Origin of the sequence: Streptomyces sp. BBFR102 (assembly GCF_051397025.1) — a bacterium.
GTDB lineage: Bacteria > Actinomycetota > Actinomycetes > Streptomycetales > Streptomycetaceae > Streptomyces.
Genome location: NZ_CP195757.1, coordinates 4627686 through 4649315, shown reverse-complemented (window position 1 = coordinate 4649315; position 21630 = coordinate 4627686). Strand labels below are relative to the sequence as shown.

Sequence of the window (21630 nt, the reverse complement as noted above, 5' to 3'; positions counted from 1 at the left end):
CGGAGCGCCACCCCTTACCCGCCGCGCATCGCGTAAGACCTACGCCGCGACGTGACCACTTACGCGCCGCGAGGGTCGAGTAAGGCTCGCGCCACCGGCACCGCCGATCGCCGGCAGTGCGCCGGGCACCTCTCCTCGCCGGGCACCTCTCCCCGCCCTCACTTCAGCTGTCGAACCCCATCCCCATCCGGTCCATCGTCCGCAGCCAGAGGTTCCGTCGCCCGCCTCTTTCGTCGGCGCGGGCCAGGGACCACTTCGTCAGGGCAACCCCCGTCCAGGCGAAGGGTTCCGGGGGGAAGGGCAGCGGCTTGGTGCGGACCATACTCAAGGCGGTCCGTTCGGTCCCCTCGCCGCTCAGCAGGTCCAGCATCACGTCGGCGCCGAAGCGGGTCGCCCCGACGCCGAGCCCGGTGTAACCCGCGGCATACGCGACGCGGCCGCCGTGCGCGGTACCAAAGAAGGCGGAGAAGCGGGAGCAGGTGTCGATCGCCCCGCCCCAGGCGTGAGTGAAGCGAACGCCCTCCAGTTGGGGGAAGCACGCGAGGAAGTGGCCGGCCAGCCGGTCGAAGGTCTCGGGCCGCTGGTCCAGGGAGGCGCTGACCTTCCCGCCGTACGGGTAGACCGCGTCGTAGCCACCCCAGAGGATGCGGTTGTCCGAGGAGAGCCGGAAGTAATGGAACTGGTTGGCGCTGTCGCCGAGGCCCTGCCGGTTGCGCCAGCCGATGGCGGCGAGCTGTTCGGGGCTGAGCGGCTCGGTCATCAACGCGTAGTCGTAGACCGGCACGGTGAGGGGGCGTGTGCGGCGGGCCAGGGAGGGGAAGACGTTGGTGCCGAGGGCGACCTGTGCGCAGCGCACCGTGCCGCCGCGCAGCGTGCGCACCGCCATCCCCGCGCCGCTCCGCGAGAGTGACGTGGCGGGCGTGTTCTCGTGGATGCGTACGCCGAGCGAGAGGCAGGCGGCCTTCAGGCCCCAGGCGAGCTTCGCCGGGTCGACGAGGGCCACTCCGTCGCGGTCCCAGAGCCCGCCGAGGAAGGTCGGCGAGTCGACCTGGGCGCGCAGCGCGTCCTCGTCGAGCAGTTCGGAGCCGGCGGCGAGGCCCGCGGCAACCATCTCCTCGTGCAGCTCGCGCAGCTCCGCGACGTGGTGGGGCCGGGTGGCGACCGAGATCTCCCCGGTACGTTCGAAGGCGCAGTCGATGCCGTAGCGGTCGACGGCGGACTCGATGGCGTCGAGGTTGCGGGCGCCCAGTTCTTCCAGGAGCGGCATCTCGCCGGGCCACCGGGAGAGGCCGTTGGCGGTGCCGTGGGTGAGGGATGCCGCGCAGAATCCGCCGTTGCGGCCCGACGCCGCCCAGCCGACCTCGCGGCCCTCCAGGAGGAGGACGTCGCGGCCGGGGTCGCGCTCCTTGGCGAGGAGCGCCGTCCACAGTCCGCTGTAGCCGCCGCCCACGACCACAAGGTCGCAGCCCGCGTCGCCGGAGAGGGCCGACTCGGGGGCGGGGCGCCCCGGGTCGTCGAGCCAGTACGGGACGGGCGAAGCGTCCGACAGGGCGGCGGACGTACGGGTCATGGCGCGTGCGGCCATGATGTCAACTCCCTTGCGATGCATGCGGTACGAGGTGACGCCGCGGAGCGCCCATTACCGCGCGGCGTGCGCCGCACCGTACGGGGCGCTCCGCTCCGTTCACCGGGCCCGCTTCTTGCGCCGGTTGCCGATGAGCATCCCGGCGAGGACGAGGACGATGGCGACCGCGAACATGGCGGTGCCGATCACGTTGATCTGGACGGGCGTTCCACGCTGCGCCGAGCCCCACACGTACATGGGGAAGGTGACCGTGGAACCGGCGTTGAAGTTGGTGATGATGAAGTCGTCGAACGAGAGCGCGAAGGCCAGCAGGGCGCCGGCCGCGATACCGGGTGCGGCGATGGGCAGCGTGACGCGCAGGAAGGTCTGCACCGGTCCGGCGTAGAGATCCTGGGCGGCCTGCTCCAGGCGCGGGTCCATCGACATGACACGGGCCTTCACGGCGGTGACGACGAAACTGAGGCAGAACATGATGTGGGCGATGAGGACCGTCCAGAAGCCGAGCTGCACCCCCATGTTGAGGAAGAGGGTGAGCAGCGAGGCGGCCATGACGACCTCCGGCATCGCCATCGGCAGGAAGATCAGCGCGCTGACCGTGGAGCGCGCCCGGAACCGGTAGCGGACCAGCGCGAACGCCACCATGACGCCCAGCACCGTGGCGCCCAGCGTCGCCCAGGCGGCGATCTGGAGGCTGAGCGCGAGGGAGCCGCACAAATCGGCGACGCCGCACGGGTCGCGCCATGCGTCGAGGGAGAACTCCTGCCACGTGTAGTTGAAGCGGCCCTTGGGCTTGTTGAACGAGAAGACGAGCACGACGAGGTTGGGCAGGACCAGGAAGGCGAGCGTGATGAGGCCCGCGATGACGACGAAGTTGCGGCGCAGCCAGCTCATCAGACCAGATCCTCCGTCCCGGACTTGCGGATGTAGAAGGTGACCGTGAAGAGGATCGCCGCCATGAGGATGAAGGAGAGCGCCGCGGCCGTCGGGTAGTCGAGGATGCGCAGGAACTGTGTCTGGATGACGTTGCCGATCATGCGCGTGTCGGTGGAACCGAGCAGGTCCGCGTTGACGTAGTCACCGCTCGCCGGAATGAACGTCAGCAGCGTTCCGGAGACCACGCCGGGCATCGACAGGGGGAAGGTCACCTTCCGGAAGGTCGTGAAGGGGTTCGCGTACAGGTCCCCCGCCGCCTCGTGCAGTCGGCCGTCGATCCGCTCCAGCGAGGTGTACAGCGGAAGGATCATGAACGGCAGGAAGTTGTACGTGAGGCCGCAGATGACCGCGAACGGGGTGGCGAGCAGGCGGTCGCCCTGAGTGAGGCCCAGCCAGCTGGTGACGTCGAGAACGTGGAGGCTGTTGAGCACCGACACGACGGGGCCGACGTCGGAGAGGATCGTCTTCCAAGCCAGCGTGCGGATCAGGAAGCTGGTGAAGAACGGCGCGATCACCAGGATCAGCACCACCCCGCGCCAGCGCCCCGCGCGGAACGCGATGAGGTACGCCAGCGGGTACCCCAGTACCAGGCAGAGCACCGTGGCCGCACCCGCGTACAGCACGGAGCGCAGGAACTGGGGCCAGTATTCGGCCAGGGCCTCCCAGTACGTGGCGACGTGCCAGGTCACCTGGAAGCCGTCCTCCAGGGAACCGGTCTGCACCGAGGTCGACGCCTGGTAGGCCATCGGCAGGGCGAAGAAGACGAGCAGCCAGAGGATGCCCGGGAGCAGCAGCCAGTACGGGGTGAGGCGGCCGCGCCGCTTGCGTGGGCGGGGCGGCCGCGGGGCGGCGGGCGGCCCGGCGCCGGGCGGCTTGGCCAGGGTCGTGGTCATGCGGCGGCGTCCTTCTCCACCGAGGCGCTGCCCGCGGCGACGTCCTGGGCGGCGTCGAGGCCGAAGGAGTGCGCCGGGTTCCAGTGCAGGGCCACTTCGGCGCCGGGGACGAGGCGGGGGTCGCGTTCGACGTTCTGGACGTAGACCTCGAAGCCCGCGCAGACGGGACTGTCGATCACGTAATGGGTGGAGACGCCGATGAAGCGGGTGGTGCGGATGATGCCGGTGAGGCGGTTGCGGCCGTCGTGGATGTGCGCGGCGTCCGCGACGGGGACGAGGGAGACCTTCTCGGGGCGTATGCCGAGCAGGAGGGGGCCCGTCGTGGCGGCGGCACCGTTGCGCGCGGCGGGCAGGGCGAGGGGCGCGTCGCCGGCACGGAGGAGGAGGTCGTCGCCGCTGCGGCCGCCGAAGCGGGCGGGGACGAGGTTGGAGGTGCCGAGGAAGTTGGCGACGAAGGTGGTCCGCGGGGTCTCGTAGAGGTCGGTGGGGGCGCCCAGTTGTTCGACGCGGCCGCCGTTCATGACCGCGACCTGGTCGGCCATGGTCATGGCCTCCTCCTGATCATGGGTGACGTGGACGAAGGTGATGCCGACCTCGGTCTGGATGCGCTTGAGTTCGAGTTGCATCTGGCGGCGGAGCTTGAGGTCGAGCGCGCCGAGGGGCTCGTCGAGGAGGAGTACCTGAGGGTGGTTGATGAGGGCCCGGGCGACCGCGACACGCTGCTGCTGCCCGCCGGAGAGCTGGTGGGGCTTGCGCCGGGCGAAGTCGCCGAGCTCGACCAGGTCGAGCATGTCGCCGACCTGCCCGCGCACGGATTTGACGCCGCGCCGGCGCAGGCCGAACGCGACATTGTCGAAGACGTCGAGATGCGGGAAGAGGGCATAGCTCTGGAAGACCGTGTTGACGGGGCGCTTGTACGGGGGGAGCCCCGTCACGTCGCGGTCCCCGAGCAGGACGGAGCCTGTGGTGGGCTCCTCCAGGCCGGCGATCATGCGAAGCGTGGTGGTCTTGCCGCAGCCGGAGGCACCGAGCAGGGCGAAGAACGATCCGGCGGGCACGGTCAGGTCGAGCGGATGGACGGCGATGAACGCGCCGTAGGTCTTGCTGAGCCCGGAGAGACGGACGTCGCCGCCGCGGTCGGTGGTCATGGAGTGGTCCCGGGGGCTGGAGGGGCGGAAGCGGAAGGAGCGCCGTCCGCGCGGTGCGGGCGCGAGAGGGCGTGGCCGGTGAGGTGCGGCGGGCGTTGCCGGGGTGCGGTGTACGGGCGGCGGGACCGCTTCGTACGGAGCGCGGCTGATGCCCTGTACGGGGCGCGCGACCTGCGGGAACGGTGCGCGCGGCCTGCGACGCGGGGCGCCCGGCGTACGGGGCGCGGGCGCGGCGGGGCACGGCTCAGGTGGTGAGCTTGGCGAAGGCCGCCTCGTACCGTGCCTCTTCCTTGGAGGTCAAGGAGCGGAAGGAGCGCGACTTCGCCGCCATGGCCTCGTCAGGGACGATCAGCGGGTTCTCGGCGGCTTCCTTGTCGATCTTGGCCAGCTCGGCCTTGACTCCGTCGACGGGGCAGACGAAGTTGATCCACGCCGCGAGTTCGGCGGCGACCCGGGGCTCGTAGTAGTAGTCGATGAGCTTCTCGGCGTTGGCCTTGTGCCGGGCCTTGTTGGGTACCAGGAGGATGTCGCTGGAGATGATGTAGCCGCTGTCGGGGATGTGGAAACGGACGTCCGGGGTGCCCGCGGCCAGCTGGACGACATCGCCCGCCCAGGCGAGACAAGCCGCGAGGTCGCCCGATTCGAGGTCAGAGGTGTAGTCGTTGCCCGTGAAGCGGCGTATCTGGCCGCTGTCGACGCCCTTCTGGAGCCGGGCGACGGCGCCCTCGAAGTCGTCGTCGGTGAAGTCGCCGGGGTCCTTGCCGGAGTCGAGCAGGGTCATGCCGACGGTGTCGCGCATCTCGGAGAGGAAGCCCACCCGGCCCTTGAGCGCGGGGTCCTCCAGGAGTTGCTGGACCGAGGTGACCTCTTTGCCCTTGGTGGCCTTGGCGTTGTAGGCGATGACGGTGGAGATGCCCTGCCAGGGGTAGCTGTAGGCCCGGCCGGGGTCCCAGTCGGGGTTCCTGAACTGGGACGACAGGTTGGTGTAGGCGTGCGGGAGGTTGGCGGGGTCGAGCTTCTGCACCCAGCCGAAGCGGATGAGGCGGGCGGCGAGCCAGTCGGTGACGCAGATCAGGTCGCGCCCGGTGTCCTGCCCAGCGGCGAGCTGCGGCTTGATCTTGCCGAAGAACTCGACGTTGTCGTTGATGTCCTCGGTGTACTTGACTTCGATGCCGCTCCGCTGCTGGAAGGCGTCGAGGGTGGGTCGGCTCTTCTTGTCCTTCGAGAGGTCCATGTACTCGGTCCAGTTGGAGAAGTTCAGCCGCTTCTCCTTCGCCGAGTGGTCCTCCGAGGAGCCCGACGGGGCGTTCCCGGCCGCCGGTGGGATGCCGCAGGCGGCCAGCGCGCTCAGTCCGCCGGCGGCCAGCGCCCCGCCCCCCGCAGCGTGCAGCAGCGAGCGGCGGCTGACGGCCCCGCTGCCACGGGGCGCCCTGCCGCGCACGCCGCGCCGCATCGCTGCCAACTGGGCCGGGGTGAGGCGGTCGGGCTCGTACTGCTCCATGCGCGGGAGGCCCTTTCGAAAGGGGCGGCCACCGGGAGCGGCGGGGACCGGCTCCGGTGACCGCGGCGGTGCGGATACGGGGAGATACGGCGGTGCGGGGCGGGTGTGCGGGGCGCCTCGTACGGTGCACCGCTGACGCTCCGTACGGGGCGCGCGACCTGCGGAAACAGTGCGCGCGGCGTACGAGGCGGCGCGGGCGGCGTACGGGGCGGCGCGGCGGTCAGCGCCGGCCGAAGACGGTGCGGTGCCAGTCCTTGCGCGCGACGGCGGTGTTGTCGTACATGACGTGCTTGATCCGGGTGTACTCGTCGAAGGAGTAGGCGGACATGTCCTTGCCGTAACCGGACGCCTTGTATCCGCCGTGCGGCATCTCGCTGAGGATCGGGATGTGGTCGTTGGCCCAGACGCACCCGGCCTGGATCTCGCGCGTGGCCCGCCCGGCGCGGAAGACGTCACGGGTCCAGGCGGAGGCGGCGAGCCCGTACGGGGTGTCGTTGGCGAGGCGCAGCCCTTCGTCGTCGCTGTCGAAGGGCAGGACGACGAGGACGGGACCGAAGATCTCGGCCTGAACGGCCTCGCTGTCCTGCGGGGCGTCGGCGATGAGCGTCGGACGGTAGTAGGCGCCCCGGGCGAGGTCCCCGCCGGGCGCTTCACCGCCGGTGACGACGCGGGCGTAGGCGCGGGCTCGCTCGACGAAGCCGGCGACGCGGTCGCGGTGCGTGTGGCTGATGAGGGGGCCGATGTCGGTGGCCGGGTCGAACGGGTCGCCGGCCTGGACGGTGGCCATCAGGTCGGCGACGCCGGCCACGAACGCGTCGTACAGGGGCCGCTGTACGTAGGCGCGGGTCGCGGCGGTGCAGTCCTGGCCCGTGTTGATGAGGGCGCCCGCGACGGCACCGTGGACCGCGGCGTCGAGGTCGGCGTCGTCGAAGACGACGAAGGGGGCCTTGCCTCCGAGTTCGAGGTGGAGCCGCTTGACGCCCGCGGTGGCGATCTCGGCCACGCGGCGGCCGACGGCGGTGGAACCGGTGAACGAGGTCATCGCGACATCGCCGTGGGCCACCAGGTGCTCGCCGCTGCCGGGACCCGCGCCGCTCACGATGTTGACGACGCCGTCCGGGATACCCGCGGCCGTGGCGGCATCGGCGAAGAGCAGCGACGTGAACGGGGTGAGTTCGGAGGGCTTGAGGACGATGGTGTTGCCCGCGGCGACGGCCGGGAGGACCTTCCAGGCGGCCATCTGGAGCGGATAGTTCCACGGGGCGATGGAGCCGACCACACCGACGGGCTCGCGGCGTACGTACGACGTGTGGTCGCCGCTGTACTCGCCCGCGGAGGACCCTTGCAGGTGGCGCGCGGCACCCGCGAAGAAGGCGGCGTTGTCGACCGTGCCCGGGACGTCGAACTCCCGGCTCAGTTTCAGCGGCTTGCCACACTGGAGCGACTCCGCCTGAGCCAGCTCCTCGGCACGCTCGCCCAGCACGGCGGCGAAGGCGTGCAGCGCGTCGGAACGCTCGCCGGGCGTCGCGCGGGACCACGAGGGGTAGGCGTCGCGGGCCGCTGCGACGGCCGCGTCCACGTCCTCCGTGCCCGCTAGTTCGTACGTGTGGACGGCGCGGCCGGTGGCCGGGTCGACGACCGTGTGGCTGGTTCCCGATGTCCCGGGTCGCAGTTCCCCGGCGATGAACTGGGCGCCGGCCGCGAGACGGTCGTGCGCCTGGAAGCGGTTCTCGTGCATGTCGCTCTCCTCCGCCGCGCGCCCCGTCCCCCGGGTCACGGCGTAGCTCCGGCTCGGTGTGGCTGCCGATCCTGGCAGAAAGCTCACACCCCAACAAGTGATTCCGTTGTTGCCTTTTGGTTACGCGACGGAATCTGTCGATACCTGGCCGCGGGGACCGACCAGGGTGCCGAGGCGCGGCGGAAAACCCCGGACGCAGCGCCGGGGACGCGTGCGACGCTCCCGTGCATGGACACCATCACCTCACGCGGCGACCTGATCCGTTACACCGGCGCGGGCGAGACGGTGAAGTATCTGCCCTTCTGGGGCCATACGCCCCGCCGTGACGGACAGCTCGGGGCGAGCTGCCTCAGCCAGTGGTGGCCCTCCCCGTTCACGGTGGCCGGAATCCGCTACGCGACGGCCGAGCACTGGATGATGGCCGGCAAGGCCCGCCTCTTCGGCGACGCACACGCCGAACGCCGCGCCCTCGACGCCGCCACCCCCGCCGAGGCGAAGATCGCAGGGCGCCTGGTGCGCGGCTTCGAGGAGCGGACCTGGAACGAGGCCCGCTTCGCCCTGGTGACGGAGGGCAGCATCCACAAGTTCCGCTCCGATCCCGCGCTGCGGGCCTTCCTCGTCGGAACAGGCGAGCGGGTCCTGGTCGAGGCCAGCCCGGTGGATCGGATCTGGGGAGTCGGCCTGGCCCGGGACGACGAGCGGGTCCGCGATCCGGCACGGTGGCGGGGGCTGAATCTGCTGGGGTTCGCGTTGATGGGGGCGCGTGGCCGGTTGCGGTGAAGAGCAGGGTGCGGACGAGGCGCGAGCCTGCCGCGGGGGCCGGAGAATCCGACGGGACGCCGCGGGGCGACGGTGCCTGGGAGTCCGCCACGCGGGGCGGGGCCGGACTGCACCGTAGGCGCACCGTACGTCGCGGACGACCTGCGGTTTCACTGTTTCGACGCGGGGCCGCCGCTGCGGCGCACTCGGGGCGGCGGGACGGGGCATCGCTACGGGGCCGGACGGCGCCCCGTGCGGGGCGGCACGGGGACGCAGCGCTGGGCGGACGCTCCGCGCAACTGGCGCCCGGGCGCTCGCCGTCGCGACCGGGGCGAGCGCCGGGCCGACCACCGGCTCAGCGAAGCGACGTCGCCGAGTACCTGCCCTCCGCCGCGCGCCCACCCCCGTCCTCGCCCGACGTACTGACCATCAGGACGAGAACCAGCGCCGCCAGCACCAGAGCCGCACCCCCGCAGATCATCCCGGCGAGGGCCTGACCACGGTTGCCGGCCTCGCCGCGGCGCGCGCGGGCACGGCCGACGCCGCCGAAGATCAGGGCGAGCACTCCCAGGACCATCGCCAACGGAAAGGCCAGGAAGAGGACGAGGCCGATGACGCCGAGCGCGAGGCTCGCGTCGCCCATGCCGTTCCGCTGGCCGGTCGGCCACCCCCAGCCGTGGTAGGCGTACGGCGCGCCGGCCCAGCCGCCAGCCCCGTAGCCCGCCCCGTACGGGGCGGGTGGCTGGGCCGGCGCGCCGTACGGAGGGGACACGGGGCCCGCGTGGTACGCCCCGTACGGGGCAGGTCCGGCAGCGTGCGCATGCGGCAACAGGGGGGCGACGGGGGCGGGGCCGGGGCCCTCCGGGCCGATCGGAGGAGGCGGCACGGGGCTGCCAAGGCCCGGCAATGTAAGGGGCGCCGCCGCACCGTAGGGGCTACCGGGGCCGTGCCCCGCTGGTGGGGCCGCGTGGTCGGCGGGAACTGCGGCTACCGGCTGCGCCCCGTACGGGGCGGGCCCAGGCGAGCGCTCGGCAGAGTTCGGCGGAGCCCACACCCCACGGGACCCACTCGGCGCTGCCACGACGCCCCCCGCCGTCCCCATGTCGGGCTCCGTCGCGCGGGGCTCCGGCGCGTCAGGTGTCACCGCTGCCACGTCCGTGCTCTTGGCCAGCGACAGCCCGGCCTGCGACGCGACGTCGGGCCCCGCCCCGTCGGATCGCACGGGCGCCCCGTCAGGCCCGTCAGCCGCGCCGGCATCCGCCCCGCGCTCCCCCGCAGCAGGCCCCGCACCTCCCTCGCCCGGTGCCTTCAGCTCAATCACCGTGGCGGCAGGGGCCTGATCAGTCTCTTCTCGGCGCCGGTCAACCTGCTGTTCGTTCTCGGGCATCGCGCCCACCCCCTCGTACCGGTGTCCGATCATGCTACGGGCCACCCGGTGGGGGCCCGGGCTGCGTCTAGGATGGCTCCGGCCCGCCCGGAGGCAGACTCCGCACGGCGGAGCCTGGATCAGATACCGGAGGACACCGTGACCGAGCTGCACGCCTTCATCGCGGGCCTGCCGAAGGCCGAACTGCACGTGCACCACGTGGGCTCCGCCTCCCCGCGAATCGTGGCCGAGCTGGCGGCCCGCCATCCCGACTCGGCGGTACCCAGCGACCCGGAGGCCGTGGCGGACTACTTCACGTTCACGGATTTCGCCCACTTCATCCAGGTGTACCTCTCGGTGGTGGACCTGATCCGGACGCCGGAGGACATCCGTCTCCTGACCTTCGAGGTCGCCCGCGACATGGCACGGCAGAACGTCCGTTACGCGGAGCTGACGGTGACTCCGTACAGTTCCACGCGCCGGGGTATCGACGAGCGCGCCTTCATGGAGGCCATAGAGGACGCCCGGAAGGCGGCGGAGGCGGAGTTCGGCGTCGTTCTGCGGTGGTGCTTCGACATCCCCGGCGAGGCGGGGCTCGAGTCGGCCGAGGAGACACTGCGGCTCGCTCTGGACCTGCGCCCCGAGGGGCTGGTCTCCTTCGGGCTGGGCGGACCGGAGATCGGCGTTCCGCGGGCGCAGTTCAAACCGTACTTCGACCGGGCGATCGCGGCGGGGCTGCACAGCGTGCCCCACGCCGGCGAGACGACGGGCCCCGAGACCGTCTGGGAGGCGCTGCGCGCCCTGCGCGCCGAGCGCATCGGACACGGCATCAGCTCCGCCCAGGACCCGGAGTTGCTCCGGTACCTGGCAGAGCACCGCATTCCGCTGGAGGTCTGCCCCACCTCCAACGTCGCGACCCGCGCCGTGAGCGAGATCGGGCTGCACCCGTTGAAGACGCTGGTGGACGCCGGCGTACTGGTCACGATCAACAGCGACGACCCGCCGATGTTCGGCACGGACCTCAACAACGAGTACGACGTCGCCGCCCGCCTCCTCGGCCTCGACGAACGCGGTGTCGCGGAGCTGGCCAGGAACGCCGTCGAGGCGTCGTTCCTCGACCAGGCCGGCAAGGACCGGATCGCGGCGGAGATCGACGCCTGGACGGAGAGCTGGCTAGCCCAGAGGTGAGCCACGACGGCGCCACCGCGCCCCGTCGGGCAGCGTGGGGGCCATGCCCACCGCGTACCGCACGAATGCTTCCCGCGGTACGGCGCCCGCGCCGCCCCGCGCCGTCGCCGTTGCCCACCGGGGCGACCCCTACCAGCTCCGGGAGAACACGCTCCCCTCGCTTCGTTCCGCACTCGAACGCGGCGCGGACGCGGTCGAGGTGGACGTACGAGTCTCCCGCGACGGCGTTCCGATGCTGCTGCACGATGCCACCCTGGAACGGCTGTGGGGGAACGACCGGTACCTCGCCTCGTTGTCCGCCGACGCGGTGGCCGAGCTGACGGCGGGAAGGCTTCCGCGCCTCGACGAGGCGTTGCGGGTGACGCGGGACAGCAGGCTCATGATCGATCTGCCGGGCGATCCGTCGCACCGCGACGTCGCCGCCGTGATCGGCACGGTGCGGCACTGCGGGGCGCCCGACCAGGTGTACTGGACGGGTGGCGCCTCGGCCATGCTCCAGGTGCGGGCGCTCGACGCGGACGCGGAGATCGCCCTGACCTGGACGACGCTGGCGCCGCCGCGTCCCGTGCTGCTCTCCGCCGTGCGGCCCCGTTGGCTCAACTACCGGTTCGGCCTGGTCAGCCGCGAACTGGTGGACCGCGTCCACCGGGACGGCCTGCGGGTGTCCGTCTGGACCCCCGACACCTGGCGCACGATGCGCCGCCTACTGGCCCTCGGCGCCGACTCCGTCACCACCAACCGGATCGACGTCCTGCGGGAGCTCCTCGGCCCGGGGGTGCGTTCGACGGCAACTACGTAAGGGTCCACGTCGCGGCGTTCCCCTTACCTCTGCGTCGCGCCGGCGCGCTGTGCCTGCCCCGTGCCCGCTCAGTCACTGCCACACAGGGCCCGCGCCGCGCGTCCCCCCGAGAGCAGCGCGGCGTGCGCAACGGACGTTGTGTCCATCGCCGGGCCCCGAAGGCGCATTCGCTCACGGCACGGACCGCCCGCCTTGCGCCTCGCACTCCGCGTCGATCCCACGCCGCGCGGCACGAGCGCCGCGACGGGGCGGGCGGCCCCGTGGGCAACTCGGCGAGCAGAGAACTACCTGGTCGCACGCTCCGTACACGCTCCGTACGGAGCCCCCAGCCCCCGAAAGGGCACCTCCGGAACACATCCGGAGACGCCAGCACCGCGACTCCCTCGGGCACTCCCTTAGGGGTGAACCCTCCCGGCACTTGGCTCCTTGTATGCCTGCTGGGACGCGAAACTCCGGGTACGACCCGACCCTCAGTGATGATCCCCCGCACACCGGTGCTCAGCAGGATGGGCATGTCCACGCACCACCTACGCAGTTGCCACCCGAGCCATCCTTATGGGTCGGCGCCGTGCAGGACAGGACAGTCGTACCCCGTCCCGGCCACCGAGGAGACTCCACCGTGCACCGTCGCGCCATCGAGACCGCCACGCCCCGTACCGCCACGCCGCACCGTGCCGCACCGCGACGCCCCCCGCGCCCCTCCGCTCCGGTCTGGGCGGTGCTCTGCACCCTCACCACACTCACGCTCCTCGGCCCGGCGGCACTCCCCGCCGCAGCCGTCGGCACCCCCACGCCGCCGCGTCCCGAGTCCGGCGCCGCGTACTCCCCCGCCGCCACGCCCGCCGTCACACGGGACGACCACCCGCGCTCCGAGGCACTCCGCGCCGCGCTCGCCGGGCTGCCGGACAACGAGGCGACCGCGGCAGCGGTGCTCGCCGGGGGGACGGATGGCCGGTTCGAGGGTTCCGCCGGCGTCCGCGACATCCGCAGCGGGCGCGCCGCACTGGCCGACGGGCGGCTCCGGGCCGGTTCGGTGACCAAGGTCGTGACGGCTTCCGTCGTACTGCAACTCGCCGCCGAGAACCGGCTGAGCCTCGACAGCACCGTCCAGCAACTCCTCCCCGACCTGTTGACCGACGACTTCGACTCCCCGGTCACGGTGCGGAACCTCCTGAACCACACGAGCGGCATCCAGCCCGGTGACGGCCACGACGGGCCGTGGGAGGAGCAGTACGCGCACCGCTTCGACCGGCTCCCCGTGGCAGAGGTGGTGCGCACCTCTGTCGCGAAGGCCCCGCCTTCACTCCGGGCGAACGACAGCAATATCTGAACATCAACTACACACTGCTCGCCCTGATCGTCGAGAAGGTGACGGGCCGTCCCTTCGAGGCCGAGGCCACGGGGAGGGTGCTGCGGCCTCTGGGGATGCGGGCCAGCTACTTCCCCGGCGACGAGGCGGGCATCCGGAGCGCGCACAACCGCGGCTACCAACTGGTGGACGGCACACGCGTGGACGTGACCCGGTGGCGGGTGACCGACCGCTGGGGCGGGCGACCTCATCTCGTCACCGGCGGACCTCGAACGCCTCCTGGTCGGCGTGTTCGCCGGAAAGGTGGTCCCCCAGCCCCAGTTGGAGGAGATGTTCACCGTGCCGGACATCGAGGGGGCCACCATGAGCGCCGGCCTGGAGCGGCTCGACCTCGGCGAAGGCCTGGTCGCGTGGGGCAAGACCGGAGCCCGCCCCGGCTACAACGTGGCCATCGCGGCCACCCGGGACCTGTCGCGCACCGTCGTGTACGGGGTCACGGGCACCACCGCCAAGGAGTCGGGCGGCGCCGTCGCGGCACGGTTCGGCATTCCGGCGTTCGGCTGACCGAGGCGCCCCGCCGGCACCCGCCCCGTACGCCCCGTCACGGTGCGCCGCCACACTCCGTACACCGCGCCATAGGCCGCCCCGTACCTGCGCGAACGCCGCCCGTGGCGCCCCGTGAACGCCGCCGGCGCCGCCCCTCTGCCGGGGCGGCGCCGGCGGCGTTCACCGACCACGGTTCCCGGACCGCGCCGGGGCTCAGCCCTCCAGCGAGGTCATCACGTGCTTGACGCGGGTGTAGTCGTCGAAGCCGTAGGCGGAAAGGTCCTTGCCGTAACCGGACTTCTTGAATCCGCCGTGCGGCATCTCGGCGACCAGCGGGATGTGGGTGTTGATCCACACGCAGCCGAAGTCGAGGTGGCGCGAGAGGCGCATGGCCCGGCCGTGGTCCTTGGTCCACACGGACGAGGCCAGGGCGTACTCGACGCCGTTGGCGTACGCGAGGGCCTGGTCCTCGTCGCGGAAGGACTGGACGGTGATGACGGGGCCGAAGACCTCGTTCTGGATGATCTCGTCGTCCTGCTTCAGGCCGCTGACCACGGTCGGGGCGTAGAAGTAGCCCTTGTCGCCGACCCGGTGACCGCCGGCCTCGACCTTGGCGTGGGCCGGGAGGCGGTCGATGAAGCCGGAGACCTTGGCGAGTTGGTCGGCGTTGTTGAGCGGACCGTACAGGACGTCCTCGTCGTCGGGCTGGCCCGTCTTGGTGTCCGCAGCGGCCTTGGCGAGGGCGGCGACGAAGTCGTCGTGGACCGATTCGTGGACCAGGACGCGGGTGGCGGCGGTGCAGTCCTGTCCCGCGTTGAAGAACCCGGCCTCGCTGATGCCCGCGGCGGCGGCGGCGATGTCGGCGTCCTGGAAGACGAGGACCGGCGCCTTGCCGCCCAGCTCCAGGTGGACCCGCTTGAGGTCCTTGGCCGCGGACTCGGCCACCTGCATGCCGGCGCGGACGGAGCCGGTGATGGAGGCCATCGCGGGGGTGGGGTGTTCGACCATGGCGCGGCCGGTGTCGCGGTCGCCGCAGATGACGTTGAAGACGCCCTTGGGCACGATCGACCCGATGATCTCGGCCATCAGCACGGTCGACGCCGGGGTGGTGTCGGAGGGCTTGAGGACGACGGTGTTGCCCGCGGCCAGTGCCGGGGCGAACTTCCAGACGCCCATCATCATCGGGTAGTTCCACGGGGCGACCTGCGCGCAGACGCCGATCGGCTCGCGGCGTACGAAGGAGGTGAGGCCCTCCATGTACTCCCCGGCAGAGCGGCCCTCGAGCATCCGGGCGGCGCCCGCGAAGAACCGGATCTGGTCGACCATCGGAGGGATTTCCTCGCTCCGGGTCAGGCCCAGCGGCTTGCCGGTGTTCTCCGACTCCGCGGCGATCAGCTCCTCGGCGCGCTCCTCGAAGGCGTCGGCGATCTTCAGCAGGGCGCGTTGCCGTTCGGCCGGGGTGGTGTCGCGCCAGCCGGGGAAGGCGGCTGCGGCGGCCTCCATCGCGGCATCGACGTCGGCCTGGCCGGAGAGCGGCGCGGTCGCGTAGACCTCGCCCGTGGCGGGGTTGATGATCTCGGTCGTACGCCCGTCGGCGGCGTCCTTGAACTCCCCGGCAATGTAGTTGCGCAGCTTGCGTGCCTGTCCCAGCTCGGTCACTGCCGGCCTCCTGTCGGATGTCCAGTGGATGAGACACCCACCCTAATCCGTGAGCCGACGTTTTCGATATGGGCAACCCTCAGCATCTGCGAAATCGGTACCTCAGACGCTCCACGACAACGAATTACATCGGTGCAGCCTTGCGAAACCGACGAGACCTCGTGCACAGTGAGGCTGTGGCCAGTCGAAGCGCAGATTCCAGGAACGGGAGCGGTTCGTCGTCCGTCGACGCCGTCTCCCTGGCAATCATCGAGCAGCTCCAGGAGGACGGACGCCGCCCGTACGCCGCGATCGGCAAGGCCGTCGGGCTCTCCGAGGCGGCGGTGCGCCAGCGGGTCCAGAAGTTGCTCGACCAGGGCGTGATGCAGATCGTCGCGGTGACCGACCCGCTCACCGTGGGACTGCGCCGCCAGGCGATGGTCGGCATCAACGTCGAGGGCGACCTCGACCCGGTGGCCGAGGCACTGTCGGCCATGGCCGAGTGCGAGTACGTGGTGATGACCGCGGGCTCCTTCGATCTGATGGTGGAGATCGTCTGCGAGGACGACGACCACCTCCTGGAGACGATCAGCAAACGCATCCGGGCCCTGCCCGGCGTGCGCTCCACCGAGAGCTTCGTCTACCTGAAGCTCAAGAAGCAGACCTACATGTGGGGAACCCGATAGCCGTGAGCAAGGACCTCAGCCGAACCGCGTACGACCACCTGTGGATGCACTTCACGCGCATGTCGTCGTACGAGAGCGCGCCCGTTCCCACCATCGTGCGGGGCGAGGGCACCTACATCTACGACGACCAGGGGCGGCGCTACCTGGACGGACTGGCGGGACTCTTCGTCGTGCAGGCCGGACACGGCCGCACCGAACTGGCTGAGGCCGCCTCCAGGCAGGCGCAGGACCTGGCATTCTTCCCCATCTGGTCGTACGCCCACCCGAAGGCGGTCGAACTCGCCGAGCGGCTGGCCCACGAGGCGCCGGGCGACCTCAACAAGGTCTTCTTCACCACCGGCGGCGGCGAGGCGGTCGAGACCGCGTGGAAGCTGGCGAAACAGTACTTCAAGCTGACCGGCAAGCCGGCCAAGCACAAGGTCATCTCCCGCGCCGTCGCCTACCACGGCACGCCGCAGGGGGCACTCTCCATCACCGGACTGCCCGCCCTGAAAGCCCCGTTCGAACCGTTGGTGCCGGGCGCCCACAAAGTGCCGAACACCAACATCTACCGCGCCCCGCTCTTCGGCGACGACCCCGAGGCGTTCGGCCGCTGGGCCGCCGACCAGATCGAGCAGCAGATCCTCTTCGAGGGCCCGGAGACCGTCGCCGCCGTCTTCCTGGAGCCGGTGCAGAACGCCGGCGGCTGCTTCCCGCCGCCGCCCGGGTACTTCCAGCGCGTCCGCGAAATCTGCGACCAGTACGACGTGCTGCTCGTCTCCGACGAGGTCATCTGTGCCTTCGGTCGGCTCGGAACCACCTTCGCCTGCGACAAGTTCGGCTACGTCCCGGACATGATCACCTGCGCCAAGGGCATGACCTCGGGCTACTCCCCGATCGGCGCCTGCATCATCTCCGACCGCCTCGCGGAGCCCTTCTACCAGGGCGACACCACCTTCCTGCACGGCTACACGTTCGGCGGCCACCCCGTCTCGTCCGCGGTCGCCCTGGCCAACCTCGACATCTTCGACCGCGAGGGCCTCAACCAGCACGTCCTCGACAACGAGGGCAACTTCTTCTCCACCCTCCAGAAGCTCCACGACCTGCCCATCGTCGGCGACGTCCGCGGCAACGGCTTCTTCTACGGCATCGAACTCGTCAAGGACAAGGCCACCAAGGAGACGTTCACCGAGGAGGAGACCGAACGCGTCCTCTACGGCTTCCTCTCCAAGGCCCTCTTCGACAACGGCCTGTACTGCCGCGCCGACGACCGCGGCGACCCGGTCATCCAGCTGGCCCCGCCACTGATCTCCGACCAGTCGACCTTCGACGAGATCGAGTCCATCCTCCGCAACGTGCTGACGGAGGCTTGGACGAAGCTCTGACGGGGGAGGCGGCAGCTCGGGTCGGGGGGCTCCCTCGTACGCGGCGCCCGTCAGGCTTGGGGCGCCGCGCGGTACCTCGTGAGGTATGGGGCGCTGGGCGGCGCCGTCCATGACCGCACGGCGCGTCGCCCAGTACGAGGCATCACGCCGGACTGGACGGCGCCGCCGGTACGGGGCCGCCGGTACGGGGCCGCCGGTACGGGGCACCGCGCGACCCAAGGTATGGAGCGCTACGCGACGTCACCCCTTACCGCACCGCGCTGGGCCCGCCCCGTCGGGCGGCGCCTTCGGACTGGGCGCGCGCCGTGAGGCGCTTCGCGAAGGATCACTGAAGTACGGGGCCGCCGCGGCCCCGTCGCCCTCTACCACTCCGTGCAGTGCTGGTAAGAGGCGCTGGGCGCAGCGTTCCCTTACGGCACGGTGCGGGGCGGCGCCCCGTCCGTCTTGCTTCGCCGCACGGAGCGCGCCCCGCACCGAAGCCGACACGGCCCACCCCCGCCCCCGCACCATCGGCGGCCCGGCGCCACCCGTTCGAGTGAGAACGTGCGGCATCGGGCCGTGTGGGTGCGACGGGCCCCGCACCCGTCCCTAGGTTCCCTTCCGTAGGGCGACCGCCCCGTGCACCGCGCCTGCCCCGCCCCGTGGGCCCGCGGAGCCGAGCCGGCCGCACCGTGCTCACGGAACCGAGGTGTCACCATGGCGGCCCCACCCGACAACGACCTGCTGCGGGCCGTCGGCCTGCACCACGCGCATCACGGCTCCCCTGTCCTCGCGGACGTCACCGTCGGGGTCCGCGCGGGCGAGATCCTCGCGGTCACGGGGCCCCGAGCCGCCGGGAAGACCACACTGCTGCGCTGCCTCTCGGGCCAGCTCGTCCCCGACGGGGGAGAGATCTGGTTCGACGACATGCCGGTCCACAGCCTCACCCCGTCACAGCGGGAGCGGTTCCGCCGCGAGCACCTGGGGTGGATCGATTCGGAGCCCCACCTGGTTCCCGAACTCAGCGTCTGGGAGAACGCCGCCCTCCCTCTGCTGCTACGCGGTACGCCGCGGCGCGCCGCGAAGGCCACCGCGCTGGAGTGGCTCGACCGGTTCGACCTGGGCGCGTTGGCGCGCAAACGCCCCCACGCCCTGGCCTACGCGCAGCGCCAGCAGGTCTGCGTCGCGCGGGCCATCGCCATGGAGCCCGCCGCGATCCTCGCGGACGAACCCACCATCGCCCTACGCCGCCCCGAGGGGGACCACGCGCTGCGCACCCTCACCTCCGCGGCGCGTTCCCACGACATCACGGTCGTCATCGCCACCTCAGACGCGGACACCGCGTCCGTCGCCGACCGCGCCGTGCGGCTGTGCGACGGCCGGGCCGACCGCGACGGCTCCGACGCCCCCGAGCAGGAAGGCCGGGCAGCGTGCTCGCTCTCCGTCTGACCCGCGGCGCCCATCCGTTCGTCCTCTGCGGCCGGCTCCTGGTCGCCGCGGCGTCAGCGGGTACGGGCTTCCTCATGCTGAGCGCCCTGAGCCACGCCTTGTCGCACCCCGGAGCGGGCGGCGCCCTGCTCCGGCTCGCCTGGTGTGTCGTACCGCTGACCGCCACCGTGTACTTCGCGGTCGCCATGGCCCGCAACGACCCCGCCACGCGACCCCGCGAGGGCCTCTCCTCCGTCGGCTTGGGCCCCACGGCCCTGGCCGGCCTCGCCGCGGCGTCCACCGCGCTGTCCAGCCTGCTCGGTTCGGTGGTGGCGTTGCTGGTCTTCCTGCATCTGCGGGGCGACCTGACCGGCCTGCCGTTCGACGGGGCGGCCGACGAGATGCTCGCAGCGGACCAGCCGCTACCGCTGGCGGCCACGCTGACCCTGCTCGCGGTCGTCCCCGCCGTGGCGTCCCTCGCCACGGGCCTGGCGCTGCGGCCCCGCACGGGGCGGCCGACCGCCACGGGGCCGCGGACGGAGCCCGCCGCCCCGCTCCCCGTACCGTCGGGGCTCCCCTGGGGCGTCGCGCTGCTCGCGACCGGGCTGGCTGTGGAGAGCTGGGCGGCGAGCGGTACGTCGCGCGGCGACGGGGCGGGTGTCCCCCTGCCGGGCGGTGGCGAATCGGGCGCGCTCGGCGGCGTACTCGGCTGGCTGCTCACCGCTCTGGGCCTGGCGCTCGCCGGCCCCGGCCTCACCCACCTCTGCGGCCGGGCACTGCAGTCGGCGAAGCCGGGCGCGGTCCGGCTGCTCGCCGGGCGCGGTCTTCAGGAGGAGGCTGCCCGGATCGGCCGCCCCATCGGCGTGGTCTGCGCCGTCGCGTCGGGTGCGCTCGCCTCCGCCACCGTCTACGCGACGGGTACGGGAGCCTCTGCCGCAGGCCCGCTGACGGCTCTCGGCGGCACGCTCGTGGCCGGGTGCGCGCTCGCGACCCTGCTCAGTGCAGGGGTGGAGGCCAGGAGGTCGCGGGCGTCGGCCAACGCGGCGCTACTGCGGCTGGGCGCCCCGGCCTCGGCGCTCCGCGGCGCGGCGGCGCTCCGCGCCCTGACCCTGATCGTGGTCTTCGCCCCGCTCACCTGGTCGGTGGCAACCCTGGCGGCGGCGCCGCTGCGCGGCTGAGCCCCCGGAGACCTCCGTCAGCTCCGTACGCCTCGTCTCGTCTCGTCTCGTCGCACGGAACGCAGGGAACCGGCCCGTCCGTACCGATGAGTCCATCCCCCGGCCCCGGTCTACCGCCACGAACGCAGGCACCCTCCGGGCCGCCTGCACCGCAGGAGGGATGGCAACGCTCCCCTCCGTCAACCAGTAGGGACAGCCATGTACCAGCAGATGATCTTCGTCAACCTCGCGGTGAACGACCTGGAAGCGTCGAAGAGGTTCTTCACCGGGCTGGGTTTCTCCCTGAACGAACAGTTCTCCGACGACAGCACCGCGTCCGTCGTGATCAGCGACACCATCGTGCTGATGATCATGAACAAGGAACGGTTCGGCGACTTCACCAAGAAGCAGATCGCGGACTCCTCCAGGACCGTTGAGACCCTCCTGGCACTGAGCGCCGAGAGCAGAGTGAAGGTCGACGAGCTGGTCGACAAGGCGATCGCCGCCGGAGGCGCCCCGGCCGGCGAGACGCAGGAACAGGGCGACTTCATGTACGGCAGGGCCTTCTTCGACCCGGACGGCCACCACTTCGAGGTGGTCTGGATGGACCCCTCGGTCATCGAGGGCTGAGCAGGCGTCCGCGCCGTACGCCCGGATCGCGCCGCCCCGTCGCGCCGTGGGCGGGGCGACGGGGCGGCCGTCGGCGCTCGACAGCCCGCTCCGCGCGACGAAGTACCACACCCGTGGCAGCGGCTTCGCGCCGTGTCCGGTGCGTCGCCTCATCCGAAAGTGGCACGCTCCAGCCAGAAGTCCAGAAGTGAGCGGTCGCCGCGCACCTCGACCTCGTCACCGGTCAGGGGCAGGCGCCGGTAGAAGGCGAGCATCAGTTCGCTCATGGGCCCGCGCAGTTCCACCGTGGCCCCGTCGGCGTGCTCCGGCCGCACCGCGAACCCGTCGTCCGTGAGTTCGATGAGCCATTCCCCGTGTACGCCGGGCGCCGCGTCCGTCGCATGAAGATGCAGGGTGCGGTGGGCGCCCCGCAACTCGCCCGCAGGGTCGGTCGGCCTGACACGCTGCACGTACGCGACGATCTCCAGCCACTCGTCGACGGCGTCCGCGGCCAGCCCGGCGTCGGCGGCGAACGGCACACCGGCCGCGAGGCAGGCGTCCGCGCGGTGGACCAGCAGTTCCAGAGTGAGCCGCCGCGCCCAGAAGCTGGAGCTCCGGTCCCACGACCAGGTCCACATCCCGCGGCCCGGCCCCGCTTCCCGCAATGCCTCCGCCGCCGCCTCGGCGCCTTCGACCAGCCACGCGTCCAGGGCCTCGGGCCCGTCCACGCCGGGCGGCCCCGCGAACTGGGGAACCGCTTCCTCAGGCACTTCCGCCGACGCGCGGCTCCGCACGATCTCGTTCATCCACCGGGTGGCACCGCCCACGTGTACGGCGAGGTCACGCAGCGTCCACTCCGGGCACGTAGGGACACGTGCTCGGAGATCGGCTCCGGCCAGCGCCCGCCGCAGCAGCCCCATCTGCGCGGTCACCTCGTCGCAGTACCGGTCGTACGAGAGATCTCGATGAGTCATGGGGCGGAGCGTAGCCCCGACTTCCGCTGG

At 71.7% G+C, this 21630-nt stretch carries 17 protein-coding genes and 1 pseudogene; 9 read left to right on the top strand and 9 right to left on the bottom strand.

Annotation, left to right across the window (positions count from 1 at the left end):
• Positions 1–163 precede the first annotated feature (163 nt).
• The 6 genes from ACSLIC_RS20740 to ACSLIC_RS20715 all read right to left on the bottom strand — a co-directional run bounded on the left by ACSLIC_RS20740 (position 164) and on the right by ACSLIC_RS20715 (position 7798).
• Positions 164–1585, bottom strand: a complete 1422-nt coding sequence (locus tag ACSLIC_RS20740) for an NAD(P)/FAD-dependent oxidoreductase (RefSeq protein ID WP_436739208.1) — start codon at positions 1583–1585, stop codon at positions 164–166.
• 99 nt (positions 1586–1684) lie between these two features.
• Complete coding sequence (locus ACSLIC_RS20735) at positions 1685–2476, bottom strand: ABC transporter permease (RefSeq protein WP_436739207.1); 792 nt, start codon at positions 2474–2476, stop codon at positions 1685–1687.
• On the bottom strand, positions 2476–3411 hold the full coding sequence (locus ACSLIC_RS20730) for an ABC transporter permease (RefSeq protein WP_436739206.1): 936 nt from the start codon (positions 3409–3411) through the stop codon (positions 2476–2478). The genes ACSLIC_RS20735 and ACSLIC_RS20730 overlap by 1 nt, the downstream gene beginning before the upstream one ends.
• Complete coding sequence (locus tag ACSLIC_RS20725; RefSeq protein ID WP_436739205.1) at positions 3408–4559, bottom strand: ABC transporter ATP-binding protein; 1152 nt, start codon at positions 4557–4559, stop codon at positions 3408–3410. The genes ACSLIC_RS20730 and ACSLIC_RS20725 overlap by 4 nt, the downstream gene beginning before the upstream one ends.
• Before the next feature lie 244 nt (positions 4560–4803).
• The gene (locus ACSLIC_RS20720) at positions 4804–6060 is read right to left on the bottom strand and encodes a polyamine ABC transporter substrate-binding protein (RefSeq protein WP_436739204.1); all 1257 of its coding nucleotides are present in this window, start codon (positions 6058–6060) and stop codon (positions 4804–4806) included.
• Positions 6061–6280: 220 nt separating this feature from the next.
• The gene (locus tag ACSLIC_RS20715; RefSeq protein WP_436739203.1) at positions 6281–7798 is read right to left on the bottom strand and encodes a gamma-aminobutyraldehyde dehydrogenase; all 1518 of its coding nucleotides are present in this window, start codon (positions 7796–7798) and stop codon (positions 6281–6283) included.
• A 228-nt stretch (positions 7799–8026) separates the two neighbouring features.
• Here ACSLIC_RS20715 and ACSLIC_RS20710 point away from each other — a divergent pair, with 228 nt between their 5' ends.
• The gene (locus ACSLIC_RS20710; protein ID WP_436739202.1) at positions 8027–8578 is read left to right on the top strand and encodes an NADAR family protein; all 552 of its coding nucleotides are present in this window, start codon (positions 8027–8029) and stop codon (positions 8576–8578) included.
• A 334-nt stretch (positions 8579–8912) separates the two neighbouring features.
• On the opposite strand, the gene ACSLIC_RS20705 is transcribed toward ACSLIC_RS20710, so the two are convergent.
• Entirely contained in the window at positions 8913–9329 is a 417-nt protein-coding gene (locus ACSLIC_RS20705) for a DUF4190 domain-containing protein (RefSeq protein WP_436739201.1), read from the bottom strand.
• Between the two features lie 687 nt (positions 9330–10016).
• Here ACSLIC_RS20705 and ACSLIC_RS20700 point away from each other — a divergent pair.
• From ACSLIC_RS20700 to ACSLIC_RS20690, 3 genes and pseudogenes are all read left to right on the top strand, one after another.
• Positions 10017–11111, top strand: coding sequence for an adenosine deaminase (locus tag ACSLIC_RS20700; RefSeq protein WP_436739200.1), 1095 nt, complete (start codon positions 10017–10019; stop codon positions 11109–11111).
• A 43-nt stretch (positions 11112–11154) separates the two neighbouring features.
• Positions 11155–11910, top strand: coding sequence for a glycerophosphodiester phosphodiesterase (locus tag ACSLIC_RS20695; protein WP_436739199.1), 756 nt, complete (start codon positions 11155–11157; stop codon positions 11908–11910).
• Between the two features lie 619 nt (positions 11911–12529).
• Positions 12530–13783 (top strand): annotated as a pseudogene (locus ACSLIC_RS20690) (serine hydrolase domain-containing protein).
• Positions 13784–13978: 195 nt separating this feature from the next.
• On the opposite strand, the gene ACSLIC_RS20685 reads toward ACSLIC_RS20690, so the two are convergent.
• Positions 13979–15424 carry a gamma-aminobutyraldehyde dehydrogenase gene (locus tag ACSLIC_RS20685; protein ID WP_436739198.1) on the bottom strand — a complete coding sequence of 482 codons (1446 nt, stop codon included), beginning with the start codon at positions 15422–15424 and terminating at the stop codon, positions 13979–13981.
• A gap of 176 nt (positions 15425–15600) precedes the next feature.
• Here ACSLIC_RS20685 and ACSLIC_RS20680 point away from each other — a divergent pair, with 176 nt between their 5' ends.
• From ACSLIC_RS20680 to ACSLIC_RS20660, 5 genes are all read left to right on the top strand, one after another.
• Positions 15601–16089, top strand: a complete 489-nt coding sequence (locus ACSLIC_RS20680; RefSeq protein ID WP_436739197.1) for an Lrp/AsnC family transcriptional regulator — start codon at positions 15601–15603, stop codon at positions 16087–16089.
• Complete coding sequence (locus tag ACSLIC_RS20675) at positions 16074–17453, top strand: aspartate aminotransferase family protein (protein WP_436739196.1); 1380 nt, start codon at positions 16074–16076, stop codon at positions 17451–17453. The genes ACSLIC_RS20680 and ACSLIC_RS20675 overlap by 16 nt, the downstream gene beginning before the upstream one ends.
• A gap of 696 nt (positions 17454–18149) precedes the next feature.
• On the top strand, positions 18150–18881 hold the full coding sequence (locus ACSLIC_RS20670; RefSeq protein WP_436739195.1) for an ABC transporter ATP-binding protein: 732 nt from the start codon (positions 18150–18152) through the stop codon (positions 18879–18881).
• Positions 18863–20038, top strand: a complete 1176-nt coding sequence (locus tag ACSLIC_RS20665) for a hypothetical protein (protein WP_436739194.1) — start codon at positions 18863–18865, stop codon at positions 20036–20038. Before ACSLIC_RS20670 ends, ACSLIC_RS20665 begins: the two co-directional genes overlap by 19 nt.
• 198 nt (positions 20039–20236) lie before the next feature.
• On the top strand, positions 20237–20647 hold the full coding sequence (locus ACSLIC_RS20660) for a VOC family protein (protein ID WP_436739193.1): 411 nt from the start codon (positions 20237–20239) through the stop codon (positions 20645–20647).
• Positions 20648–20796: 149 nt separating this feature from the next.
• Here ACSLIC_RS20660 and ACSLIC_RS20655 read toward each other — a convergent pair whose 3' ends face one another.
• A complete protein-coding gene (locus ACSLIC_RS20655; protein ID WP_436739192.1) occupies positions 20797–21600 on the bottom strand; it encodes a maleylpyruvate isomerase family mycothiol-dependent enzyme in 804 nt (267 codons plus the stop codon).
• Positions 21601–21630: the final 30 nt, after the last annotated feature.